This is a genomic window from Bacillus sp. B4EP4a (genome assembly GCF_006680105.1).
GTDB lineage: Bacteria > Bacillota > Bacilli > Bacillales > DSM-1321 > Peribacillus > Peribacillus simplex_E.
In genome coordinates this window covers 1-13,269 of sequence record NZ_VHIK01000079.1, presented here as the reverse complement: position 1 = coordinate 13,269, position 13,269 = coordinate 1, and the positions used below count along the sequence as shown (strand labels likewise).

The following is a 13,269-nucleotide window of genomic DNA, read 5'->3' as shown; positions in this document are numbered from 1 at the left end:
ATTTAAAACACTCCTTTAGCTTCTTCAAATTTATTTTCTTTTCATTACTTTTTTAAATAGGAATGCATTAATAAAGATTGTGATAAAATAAACCAATGAATTTGCAATCGCTCCACCAATCATTTCAAAATTTTTAATTAAAATGTAATTTAAAATAACATTTAATGTGAACGAGCACAAACTAACATAAAAATTTATATTTGATTTTCCTAGACTCATTAATGTCATGCCTTTAGGAGAATAAATACTCCAACATATAAAACCTATAAGTAGAATTTCAAAATATAAAACTGATTTTTCATATTGTGAACCGAAAACAATAGGGATGATGAAGGGCGCCAAAATACCAGCAGAAATCGCAACACTTAGTGCAAGAATAGTATTTCTAAATTGATAAGTTTTATATATCATTTTTACTTCTTCTATATTATTAGAAACTTTAGAAATCTTCGGCACCATAATCTGCCCCAATGTTGATGGAATCATCATCATAGTCGTTATAATTAATTGTGCTATGCTATAGAACCCTATTTCACTGATATTATCCAATAAAGAATTTGCCATAATAATATTTAAATTAGATAATAGAACACCAAGTAAGTTAGCTCCCAAAGCAAAAAAAGCTATATTCCACACTTTTTTCAATTTCACATTTGAAATCCTAAATTTAAATATACTCTTAAGTTCATTCCTTATAAAAGGAATTATAAAAATAAAAGCGATAAAATTTAATATTATTAAAGATTTTAAATATCCATTAAGACCAAATAAATATGCAAATAATGTACTTAAACCAACAATAAGGATTTTCGAATAGGATTGAACATAAGAAATCATTTGAATTCTCTGTTGTGATTGTAAATATACAATGATTAAACTAGTAATACATAATATAGGAAGTAAAAAAACATAGACCTTAAAAACCTTAAAAATATTGAAGTAATATACAACAGCTATAAGGATGAAAGAGCTAATAATTGTTAGTAAAAAGCTAATATTAAATATACTTGTCTGCTCCCTTTTACTAATATCTTCAGAAGCAAGTTTTAGAACTGCTGTATTCAATCCTAATGAAGCTATGACTACTAAAATATTCAAATGTGATTGAAGGACTTTAATAGTTCCGATTTCCTCAACGTTTAATATCCTAGTTAAAAATATTTGACCTCCAAAACCAGCTATTTGGATTAAAAGATTTGCTGACAGAAGATGGATAAACCCAATCTCCATTGCACTTTTAATTATCTTTGAGATTTTATTACTCAATGACATACAAACTTGCCTCTTTCTAAAGTAACAACGTTATTTAATATAACTAAACTGTTAGACTTTCATATATTTTATATAAATCACAAAAGCCATCAGAGTTTTCAAAGTCTATGCTAGAATTATTTGTATTTAAATCCTTAATAACTTTTTCAGTTACTTGCATTAACTTCAGCATATTTCTGCTCTCAAATATTAAGGTTCCAGATGGTCTTTTACACACATCACTAGCAATAGCTGGAATTTTAGCATATATTGCCTCAGCTACTGATATCCCAAAGCTGTCTGTATTAGTAGGTCTAACAAATAAATTCGATCGTTTTAAAATTGGAAATAACTCTGTATTTTCAACCTCAAATATCTTGATCTTATTTTCTAGTTTGTAACTTACTATTCTTTCTTTTAGAGATAAATAGTATTTTTGTTCTTCTTTCGAATGGTCATTTACCCCTAATAATGCAATTAAAAGGTGAACATTATATTTCTTTTTTGTCAACTCATTCATAAGTTCTATTAACATGTCTATTCCATATAAGTCTTCTTGGTTATAAAATTTTATATTTCCGTTTGCTGATATTAAAAAATCACTTTTTTCGATAAATAGTCTTACACTTTCCGGTAATTTTAAAAAGTCAGATCTATCTTCGTGCGGATGAATATAACTTGTTAATAATCTGATATTGTTAGATGAAACGAATTTACTGAGCTTTTCTTTTTCCTTTAATCCAACACAAATAAATTGATCTATATTCCTAATACAATATTTAAATAAAACACCTTCTATTAAGCCATAATTTGCAGGTTCATCCCTAAAACTATGATACGTTAAAACGGTTTTAAATTTTAAATTAAAAAGTTTTGATAATACAATCACAATAAAGATTAATTTAAAGTTTCGATCATGGAAATGAACAATATCATATCTATCTTTTAATATATAAAATAAGATGCTTTTAGTTTTTCTAAGCTGTAATTTAGATGTATTAATTGGATCTCCAGTATTGGAATATACATGAACATCAATATTTTCCTCAGTTAATTTTTTCGCTAACCTTTTAACATGTATCGACCTTCCTCCATAAGGAGGTGGATAGGTTCCAAATAAAGCAATTTTTTTCACAATTTATAACCTTTCTTCTTCAAATTAAAATTAAAACATTATTTCTATTTGAATATTTTCATTAAAAGGGATAATAAATTTCTGATTTTCGCTGAACTTTCCATATGCATTTGAAACAAAACCATGATCTAATTCATAATTTGTGCAATGAAAAGAAATAACACTTTGTTTACTTTGAAGGTATATTGTTTTGTTTCTAATGTCTTTAGTTACATTAGGTGATAAATTCAGTAATGAAAATATAGCGAGATTTGTATTATTATTAATTCCATCTAATACATCTCTAAAAATGATCCTATCCTCTTTCAAAAAAATTTTCCTATTATGAGTTACACCAATTTTTTCTTTGTATCCAACATGTTCCCCTTCAAAAAAACTATTATTAAACTTTAAACTTCTAGCAAAAGTTTGCTCTTTCATATAAAACAAATTTTTATCTTCAAAAACATTTTGCTCCTGTCCTTCTATTTGAACAGTATTATGCATTGCGGTACTGCGGAAAAGATTTCTCATTTTATAATCAGCAGTATAAATATACGTCCCTGGATCAACAATAAAATCTTCTCCATCAACATTTAGTTCAAAACTTAATTGATCATTATGGCTATGAACACCTTCTCCTCTAAAGGAAAGTTCGCCACATCTTATACAGCAATAGACTCTGTCATTTCGTAATATAAAATAGCCTCCATCTTTATAATCAATAGATGATAGAGGCTTTGGTTTTTCAACATCACTTTTAAAATATTGATGAATCCAAAAAGCATCTTCACTATATTCTTTTCCATAGTACCGAAAATCGTCGCGGTCAAAAAGCTCTCCTGCTATTCCTAACAAATGACGAAAATCATTTCTAATCCATGTACTGTAGTTTGATAAAATTAACAATCTTCCATCATCCGCATCGCCGATGATAGGAGATAATCCGTTTGGTTTTGTAATATTCATAATAAACTCACACATTTTTTCTAATCGACCCATATAATTCTTTGTAAAGTAAATATCATTCTTTTTACAAATTATAGTTGTTAATAGAAACAACTCAGTTACAAGTCGATGATAGGAAGTTGAGGCTTCATAGTTTGTTCCATCTGGATTATTTTGAACAAACATTTCCTTTTCCATTTCTTTGAGTCCATATTCAAGCCATTTTTTAGGATTATTTCTTCTATTTACATCACTAATTGTGAATGAATTAAAATAAATCCCTAACCAAACAAGGCCCACTATGTTTGATAAATAGTGATTTCCAGTATGAACACTTTTATTTTCTAAATTTTTTTTTATAAATCTTCCATGCAAATACAATGATTTATTAAATTTCAGCCAAAAGTTCTCGTTAATTGACTTCGATTCTTTAAAAAAGGAGGAAGCAGCAATCCAATTAACTGCTCTAATTCCCACATCCATCGTACAAGTCCAATTGACGGACATTTCGACTGGATTCTTTTCTATCCAATCATCTATTTCATCTACAAATTCTATCGCATATTTTTCATTTCCTGTTACCCAATATGCTTTACCTAATGTAAATAAATGTTGAAATCGAGATAATTCCCATGGTACTTTAACGTCAGCATTATTATTTAAATCCACAATTTTTATATCTTTATAAAATTCATTTTCCCAAATATAACCACTTTTAAAATCTTTGTTCCAGGGAAGTTTTATTCCCAATAAAACATCTCCTGACCCAAGTAAGTTAAATTCATGGCTGCAAATTTTATTAGCATCCCCTATTATTTGGTCATAAGCATCTATACTTTTTATTTTATTTATTAATTTTTTTTTATCATTACTGTTAAAAAAAAATTGATAGTCTGGAGTAAAACCAAAAAATGGATCCGAATTTATATTAATTGGTTTTAGTTTAATTCTTTCTTTTCGAAATTTATAATATGGAATTTCATATAGTTTTATAGCAATTTTTTTAACAGCCTCTTCAACTGACAAAGTTTTCAACCTTTTTATTTTTGATGCTAATTCTCTCATATATCCTCCTACAAATGTATGGCTAAAGGTGTTTTATCTGAGTTAGGAAGTATACCTCTTGTATCAATAACTATTTTATTGTTAATTGCTTCATGATCCATTGATTTAAAATATTCATGATCCACCAATAACACAATTACTCCTGCTGATAGTACTGCATCTTGTGTGTTGACTAATTCAATATTTTTGTCACTTAACTCTTTAGGCAATTCATTAATATGGGGTTCTGCTACAAGAATTGTTTGCTCATTATATATAGAAGATAATTCTTTCACTATTTGTACGGCAGGACTTTCTCTTAAATCATCAATATTCGCTTTAAAAGAAAGACCTAAACAAGCAATTGTAGGATTAATCATATTCTTAGTAGCTGCTTTTACTTTATCTATAACAAAATGTGGTTTATTGTCATTTACATTACGAGCAGTATGAATTAATTGAGCTCTTTCAGGTACAGCATCTACTATAAACCATGGATCAACAGCAATACAATGTCCCCCTACTCCAGGCCCAGGCTGTAAAATATTCACACGCGGGTGATGATTAGCTAAGTTTACCAATTCCCAAACATCTATTTTTAGATCATCACAAATCATAGAAAGTTCATTTGCAAAAGCAATATTTACATCTCTATATGAGTTTTCTGTTAACTTCGCTAATTCAGCTGTTCTTGCATTTGTTTGTAATACTTTGCCTTCAACAAATGTTTCATAAAATTGTGCTGTTTTATTTGTGGATAACTCGTTAATACCACCAATAATTCGATCATTTTCAATTAATTCCTTCAATATTTTCCCAGGAAGTACACGTTCAGGACAATGTGACACATAAATTTGATTCGATTTTTTTTCATCTACACTTAAATCAGTTCTTTCATTTAAAATCCACTCAACAATTTTTTCAGTAGTACCAATTGGACTAGTAGATTCAAGGATTATTAGATTCCCTGGTTCAATATACGGAATTATTGATTTCGTCGCTGATTCAACATAGTCTAGATCTGGTTTATGATTTTCTTTAAAGGGTGTAGGAACTGCTAGAATGTAAACATCAGCCTTTATAGGCTCAATATCAGCACTCAAATTCCCTGCTGTAACTACCTTTTTAACAACTTTCTCTAGGTCTGGTTCATATATGTGAACCTCTCCATTATTTATTAAATTAATAGCCTTTTCATTAACGTCTACACCATGGACCAAAAATCCTTTATCTGCTAATACAGCAGCTGTTGGTAAACCAATATAACCTAAGCCAACTATACATACTTTTTTATTCAATCTATTCATCTCCAGTTCATATCTTTTAGTAAGCCTCATCCGAATTAATCATGCATTTCACAGTTTTAAGAATTATTTTAATATCAAAAAACAAATTTCGATTACCAATATAAAAAATGTCTAATTTAACCATTTCTTCAAATCCCAAGCTATTCCTACCATTTACTTGCCATAACCCTGTACATCCAGGTGTTACAAGTAATCTCTGTTTATCAAATTGAGAGTATTCATCTACTTCACGACGTAGCGGTGGTCTAGGCCCAACTAAGCTCATATCCCCCTTTAATACATTCCACAATTGTGGTAACTCATCTATACTAGTTCTCCGAATAAATTTCCCAATTTTCGTAATCCTCGGATCATTTTTCATCTTAAACATAGCCCCCGAGACTTCGTTTAGGACTAACAAATCTTTTAATCTATCTTCTGCATCAGAGACCATCGATCTGAATTTATACATTTGAAATTCAGTTTCTGCTTTGCCTATTCGAACTTGCTTAAAAAAGACAGGTCCTTTTGGGTCTTCAATTTTTATCAAAATAGCTACAATCAAAAAAATGGGTAATAGAAAGATAATTCCTAAAAGTGAACCGATAATGTCCATTAATCTTTTCATTCTTAAATAGCTCAAATTAGCATTTACCTCATCTGCCGTTAAAAAGTGATCAGATGATGCCACTCTCTCCTCAACTGTTACAGCTTTCAAATTGGCTCCTCCCTTACTCTTTTATTATTCTATATCTTTTGTTTTTCTAGTAGGTTCTCTATAAACTCTAAAACTTCATTTTTTAGAGTTATATCATTCAAAGCAAACTCAATTGTCGTTTGGATGAACCCTATCTTCTCCCCTACGTCAAATCGTTTACCATCAAAATCATAAGCAAATACTCGTTGAATTTCATTTAATTTTTGAATCGCATCAGTCAGCTGAATTTCTCCGCCTGCTCCTAATTCTTGTTTCTCCAAGAACATAAATATTTCAGGTGTAAAAATATATCTGCCCATGATTGCTAAGTTGGATGGGGCTGTACCCCTTGCAGGCTTTTCGACAAAGTTAGTTACTTCATAGCGTCGACCATTTTGGTTACTAGGATCGACAATTCCATATCGATGAGTATCTTCTTCAGGAACTGTTTGTACACCGATGACAGAAGATAAGGTTTTATCATATTCATTCATTAACTGTTTTAAGCAAGGTGTTTCAGCTTGGACGATATCATCACCCAACAATACGGCAAATGGCTCATTACCAATAAATTTTCTTGCACACCAAACCGCATGGCCTAATCCCTTTGGTTCCTTTTGTCTGATATAATGAATATCTACTTTAGAAGGTGCTTGGACTTTCTCCAACAATTCAAATTTATTTTTCTCCATTAAATTGTTTTCCAGCTCAAACGCGTTATCGAAGTGATCTTCAATTGCTCTTTTTCCTTTTCCGGTAACAATAATAATATCCTCGATTCCAGATGCTACAGCTTCTTCAATAATATATTGAATCGTGGGTTTATCTACTATAGGAAGCATTTCCTTTGGCATAGCTTTAGTAGCTGGTAAAAACCTTGTTCCTAACCCTGCTGCTGGTATAATCGCTTTACGTATTTTTTTCATTAGATATCAGCTCTTTCTAGCCCTTTTATAAAAAAAAACGATATATAGTTTTACATAGGCAAAAATTATATTATAATGATGAAAGCGTTTCCTAAATATCTATCATTCTAAAAGATTCCTAAAAATTTCTTTTTGAATGGCACTGGTTTTACAACAGTAGGACTTTGGTCCTTTAATAGCTGTTCAGTGTTTTCTTTAAAATGAAATGTACGGTCTACCCCATATTCTTTTGTAATTGTTTCATAGGCTTGTTGTAACGTGAAACCCCTAGAGCCTATATTATGTGCATCTGTTGCAATAAAATGAGCTAGATTATGTTCAATTATCTTTTTAGAAAATGATTGGATACTTTTACCGAAGTTCCCGATGATACTGCCAGAGGTAATTTGTGTTAACGCGCCTTCCTGGACCAATTCAAATAATAGTTTACGATTTTCAATCATTTCCTTATTTCTCTCCGGATGTACGATAATGGGTGTGATTCCTTTCAGCAGCAGCTCATAAATCACTTCTTGTGTGTATGTAGGAACCCTTCCCGATGGGAGCTCTAGTAGCAAATATGTACCGTTATCATCTAAAGTTAGGATTTCTTCCTTTTCAAGTGAAGTAAATATATCCCGGTGTATTCTTACTTCTTGTCCGAGATGAATGGTAAGAGGAATATTGTTTTCTTGAAAACTCTTATTTAACATTATTACACGGTCAATAATGTCAATCTTAACATTAACAAATTTCTCGTTTAAGTGATGTGGAGTGGCAAATATATGGGTGATTCCTGCTTCTACCGCTTTCTTAGCCATGTTCAAGCTTTCCTTCATGTCAGCGGATCCATCATCAACTCCTGGGAGTATGTGACAATGTATGTCAATCAAATTTCTCACACTTCCTTTTATAAAAACGGGATAATGGGTTTAATCACTAAGAAATCAGATAGGAATTATTACCCTGACTAATAGTAGCATATAAAACTGCCATTAAACAGGGTGTTATTTTGTCGAATTTTGTTTTATTTTCATTAAGATTGATAGTAATAATAATTGCTGTTATCCGTTTCTACACCATTTAAAACGACTCCAAGCAAGGAGGTATTAGCTTTCACTAAAAGCTCCTTTGCTTTTACTGCACTTTGTTTATTTGTCTTGCCGCTCGCAACTACCATTATCACGCCATCACATTTATTGGCTACGATCTGGGAATCCGGCACTACCAGAACTGGCGGTGTATCAAAAATGATATAATCGTACATTTCTTTTAATTCATCAATAGCTGTTTCTATCGCTTTGGAATTTAATAACTCCGAAGGGTTAGGCGGTATTGGTCCACTTGTGAGAATTTCCAGATTAGGCACATTCGTTTTCAGGAGTGCTTTTTCTATGCTCATTTTCTTGGTTAGTACACTCGTAAGTCCCTCTATATTACTAAGACTAAAAGCATAATGAACGGATGGTTTCCTTAGGTCTGCATCTACAAGCACAACTTTTTTATCCTCCTGCGCCAAAACGATGGCGAGGTTTGCAGCTGTGGTTGATTTCCCATCATTTGGTTCCGAAGAAGTTACTACGATAGTTTGTATGTCTTTATCAACTGAGGAAAATTGAATGTTCGTTCTAATTAATCGATATTGTTCAGTAATTGGTGACTTTGGATTTGTCTGTGCAATCAAGTTCACCTGTTTTTTATCTTTACTTCTCAAAAATCCCGCTTCCTTTCATACTGCTTCTTATCCGGTTTATCCTTTATTTATGTACCTGTGTAATCTTTTGAATCGATCCAAGTATAGGCAATTCTAAGAGTCTCTCAATATCATCCTCGTCCTTGATCGTATTGTCCATATACTCCAATAGGAATGCCAAGCCTATTCCAGCCATCAATCCAACTACGACCGCAATTGCGATATTCAATAATGGATTAGGTTTTACAGGAGCAGGATCCTCCTTTATTTCTGCCTTGGCAAGAACGCTAACATTGTCGACGTTCATTATTTCCTTGATTTCCTTTTGGAAAGTTTCAGAAACCGCGTTTACTATTTCTACTGCCTGTGACGGATTACTATCTTGAACCGTTAATGAGAAGACTTGTGAATTTTCTTGGCTGTTAACCGTGATTTTTTGACTAAGTTGATCGACGCTTTGGTCTAGTCCAAGCTCATCAATGGCCTTCTCCAAAATGGCAGGGCTTTTTATGATCACACTATATGTATTGATCATGTCGATATTAGATCGTATTTGATTCGAGTCCAATTGGTTCTCCGATTTTTTCTGATTAACAAGAATCTGTGTTGACGATTCGTAAACGGGTGTTAATAAGAAATAAGAAATTGATCCACTAATCAAAGCGGCAATTAATGTCAGCAGCATGATTAGCTTCCAACGTTTCTTTAATGTTTTAAAAATATCATTAATACTAATAGTTTCTTCCATTTCATCCTCCTGATATGTTAAAAATGACCTATTGCATTATACCATAATATTACCTAGTTTTATGTATTTTCAAGGAAATTTACATGAAACTTACAATGAAAGAATACTTTTCAAATGCCAAAGTAATTTTACAAAAAAGAAAATGTCAATACAAAGGAAATAATTTCTAAATTTGAAATATTGCATTGATCACATCTATATATACCATTTCCCAGAATATTTGTGTCTTAAATTTCAATAAACCTAAGTATACACCAATTACCAATTTTTATCAGATCGCTTGCGCATTTTACAATATTTTCTAGTAATAAACCTAACTAAATGCCTACCAATAAAGGAAAATCCTTTTCTACATATAATTAAGATAAGTATTTTAGTGCCTAGTTATCATTAATAATGAAAGAAAACTGTGTAAACTGTAAGTGATAGGTTAAATCAATATAAAAAATAATTTTCATATTAATGGTTAGGTGTGGTCTATATGATAGGTTACCGAGTTAAGTCGCTTAGGGAAGAAAGGAAAATGTCAATTAGTGAACTCTCCACTAAATCCGGCGTTGCGAAATCCTATTTAAGCTCACTGGAAAGAAACCTTCAAACAAACCCTACTATATTAGTTTTGGAAAAAATCGCCAAAATCCTTTGTATTAAAGTAGATGCTCTCCTATATGAACAACCGGATAAGGGTATAGATGAAGAGTGGATGGAAATTATGCAGGATATTATGGGATCAGGTATATCGAAAGAGGAAATGCGGGAATTCATTCAAGATAGAAGTGATCCCCTTAAGGATTGAGAAACTATGATTTCGCTCTCTTTTCATAATTAAGGTGCAAAGTTTAAAATTATAAAGGGGGGGGGAGAAGTGGATTTAGCCGCTTTTCCCTTTTATCAATATATGCATTTATAAAGCTTTGTTTCATTCTCTTCTTTGCTTATCATATGGGTCCACTTATTCGTTTTGATTACTTTTTCAGAAGCTTGAATATAATCCAAAATTCAAACCTAAAGTATTCTCGGTTCTACTTTTTTGCAATACTTGGTTTGGTGAAATGATTAGCATCTTGGCATTCGGCAGCTCTTTATATAACTTTGACATGAAGCTTCTCAAAATCATTTTCCGTCTGTTTCAAGTTGATTGATTGATAATGACCATCCAGATTGAAATCATCGTATAACCTCTTTAATTTTCTCCCCTACCAGCAAATCCTCTGTTTCCACCTCATGTCCATTATTAATGGAACTTTATGTTTCCATATCATTACGGATAAAGCGCATACTCTCTCTAAGTGTCATGCCCAACTATGGGAAGAGTACAAAATGGCAGTAGTTGAGGGGGATTACTATTTTGACTTCCTTATGTTGTTTTGAGATAAGAAAGATAATTTAAATATGAAGGACACCTTTGTCTTGTCTTGTCTTGTTTCTAAAGTATTTTATTTGTCTCCACTGTTTCATAAACAAATTATAGTTTAATAGTTAAATCTAATGTTATAAACCTATTTTTCATTTTGCCGATGTTGCAGACGATCAATCACACCAAAAGGTGAATTTTCTTTAGCAAAATTACAGCAAAACTTTCTTATAGATTAACAAATTCAAGCACTTTGAGACTACTATAAGTACAATATCATTTGCAAAATTGAAGAAATATTGAGAAAACTTCACTAATTAATTTATATGGATAACAGAAGAAATTATGTATTCTCATAACAGGCACTAAAACTTTCTTAGTCCCAAAATTATTTTAAAAAACTTAAGATATAAAATTTTGAAGATAGACGAAGATACGAAAATCATGTATATGGATCTTCAACGAACAATTTGTCTTCTTTAGTTAAATCAACCTATACTTTGCCCTCTCCCTATAAAGGTTGGAATTAAGGTATATACAACCCTATTAGCTTGTTTTATCGAATGATGGCAAAAAATGAGCGAATATATAAAATTTGTTTAAAGCTAAAAACAATAAAACAGATTTTGATTCCCTCACAAATTAACACATTGCAAGACAGGAAAGGATGCAGGAACTTATTATCATATTGGGCTAAGTGTACCAACATGCCTTGATAAGTTAGTATTGCTAATATTAGAGTGCAATTAGGATACATAAGGGCAGTTTGAATTTGTAGACGGAGCAAATATACCTTCCAGTGAGCAAACTGAATGATTAAATATTTTTTTAGTAGAAATAAAAGAAATGATGGATCAGTTATTGTAACAGAAGTAACGGTTTAACATACAATAAGGGTATGTGATACTTAAATTTTTCGTGTCCCCGAAGTCATTCTATATAGAAGAAAGGACGAATATGTTCTGTGAAAAAGTATTTTTTGAGGAAGAAATTAAAACTACAGGTGCGTATCGTGGTTAAGTGAGGGAAGATGAATGACAGATAATGATTTCTTCAACGATTTAGATGGGGGCGATGCGGAAGTTTGGGAGCAGTTAGCTGATCTTGCAAACGTAACAGTAAGCATAACCGATAAACGCTTCGGGGCTAAAAGTGATGGAACTGACCAATCAAGCAAAATGCAAGCCGCCGCTGATTATGTCGCCTCTAACGGAGGTGGACTTATTATTATTCCTTACGGGAAATTTAAAGGGGATATAACGATTTCTAAGTCAAATGTGCATATCGGAGGCGTAGGAACGCTACAAGGTAAGATTAATTTATACGGTACAGATACAATGGGTGTTTCTCGGTTTGACCCTGTCCGTGGTGTAGGGGATATTTCGATTAAAGGGATAACAATTGACGGTGAGAAACTGCGAAACGGAATAAATAATAAATGGGTTTTTGGAGTAACTATTCAAGGAGTTACTTTTAAAAATTGTGTGAAGTCCATTAACTTTGAACCTGTTTCCGAATCTCATCATTGCTCTCGATTCACAATAAACTCTAATCGTTTTTGGGATTGTAACTATGGTGTATATGTTGATTATGATCCGTCAAATGCTAGTGCTATTTTCCAAATTGGAGATATTACGTTTACTAGTAATGTTATCGAGTCAAGGAATAGTGGCTGGGCCGGACCTTTTGGAAATATTTATCACATTTGGGCCAGAGGACTAGATGGTATGATATGTGAGGGTAATACCTTCTTTTTCAGCAAGGTCGGTTCTGAAGTAACTAATATCTACCTAGATAAATTTAACTGGGTAATCATCCAAGGAAATCAGTTTTATGAAGCAAAAGAATATGGAGTTAAGGCTACTAATGGACAAAACCTTACTGTTTCTGATAATAACTTTGCTTGGACTCAAAAACAAAGTGTTTGGGTATCCAATATAGTCACATGTTCGATTAATGGCAACGTTTTTTCCTGGAATGACAATGGAAGCGTGACAGTGGATAGAACAGGAGTATATATCGAAGAATGTCCGTCATTCATCGGAACAGTTAATGATAATAAATTCTTTTTTCCTAATGAGCATGCTATAAAAATAAAAAATTCAAGTCAAATCACAGTAAGCGGAAACACAGCAAGGAACAAATATTCAGTTTTAGAACCTGTAAGAATAGATAGTTTTGCAACCAGTAGAAATATTAACTTGGTAGGAAATACGTTTACTGGATTCA

At 31.9% G+C, this 13,269-nt stretch carries 11 protein-coding genes; 2 read left to right on the top strand and 9 right to left on the bottom strand.

Annotated elements, in window-relative coordinates:
- Nucleotides 1-30: 30 nt before the first annotated feature.
- The 9 genes from FNK51_RS25810 to FNK51_RS25770 all read right to left on the bottom strand — a co-directional run bounded on the left by FNK51_RS25810 (nt 31) and on the right by FNK51_RS25770 (nt 9,686).
- Nucleotides 31-1,272, bottom strand: coding sequence for an oligosaccharide flippase family protein (locus FNK51_RS25810; protein ID WP_141995185.1), 1,242 nt, complete (start codon nt 1,270-1,272; stop codon nt 31-33).
- A gap of 43 nt (nt 1,273-1,315) precedes the next feature.
- Nucleotides 1,316-2,386, bottom strand: coding sequence for a glycosyltransferase family 4 protein (locus FNK51_RS25805; protein WP_141995184.1), 1,071 nt, complete (start codon nt 2,384-2,386; stop codon nt 1,316-1,318).
- Nucleotides 2,387-2,416: 30 nt separating this feature from the next.
- A complete protein-coding gene (locus tag FNK51_RS25800; RefSeq protein ID WP_141995183.1) occupies nt 2,417-4,378 on the bottom strand; it encodes an alginate lyase family protein in 1,962 nt (653 codons plus the stop codon).
- Nucleotides 4,379-4,386: 8 nt separating this feature from the next.
- Nucleotides 4,387-5,655 (bottom strand): UDP-N-acetyl-D-mannosamine dehydrogenase, encoded by a 1,269-nt coding sequence (gene wecC / locus FNK51_RS25795; RefSeq protein WP_141995182.1) that lies wholly within the window; start codon nt 5,653-5,655, stop codon nt 4,387-4,389.
- Nucleotides 5,656-5,680: 25 nt separating this feature from the next.
- Nucleotides 5,681-6,361 carry a sugar transferase gene (locus FNK51_RS25790; protein ID WP_286178894.1) on the bottom strand — a complete coding sequence of 227 codons (681 nt, stop codon included), beginning with the start codon at nt 6,359-6,361 and terminating at the stop codon, nt 5,681-5,683.
- 29 nt (nt 6,362-6,390) lie between these two features.
- On the bottom strand, nt 6,391-7,266 hold the full coding sequence (gene galU / locus FNK51_RS25785; RefSeq protein WP_141995181.1) for a UTP--glucose-1-phosphate uridylyltransferase GalU: 876 nt from the start codon (nt 7,264-7,266) through the stop codon (nt 6,391-6,393).
- Nucleotides 7,267-7,373: 107 nt separating this feature from the next.
- Nucleotides 7,374-8,147 (bottom strand): tyrosine-protein phosphatase, encoded by a 774-nt coding sequence (locus FNK51_RS25780; protein ID WP_353617989.1) that lies wholly within the window; start codon nt 8,145-8,147, stop codon nt 7,374-7,376.
- Between the two features lie 134 nt (nt 8,148-8,281).
- The gene (locus FNK51_RS25775; RefSeq protein ID WP_141995179.1) at nt 8,282-8,959 is read right to left on the bottom strand and encodes a CpsD/CapB family tyrosine-protein kinase; all 678 of its coding nucleotides are present in this window, start codon (nt 8,957-8,959) and stop codon (nt 8,282-8,284) included.
- A gap of 43 nt (nt 8,960-9,002) precedes the next feature.
- Entirely contained in the window at nt 9,003-9,686 is a 684-nt protein-coding gene (locus FNK51_RS25770; protein ID WP_141995178.1) for a YveK family protein, read from the bottom strand.
- A 481-nt stretch (nt 9,687-10,167) separates the two neighbouring features.
- On the opposite strand from FNK51_RS25770, the gene FNK51_RS25765 reads away from it, so the two are divergent.
- Both FNK51_RS25765 and FNK51_RS25760 read left to right on the top strand, forming a co-directional pair.
- Entirely contained in the window at nt 10,168-10,482 is a 315-nt protein-coding gene (locus tag FNK51_RS25765) for a helix-turn-helix domain-containing protein (RefSeq protein ID WP_141995177.1), read from the top strand.
- Between the two features lie 1,592 nt (nt 10,483-12,074).
- The coding region (locus FNK51_RS25760) for a NosD domain-containing protein (RefSeq protein ID WP_181762352.1) at nt 12,075-13,269 on the top strand (1,195 nt) is incomplete at its 3' end.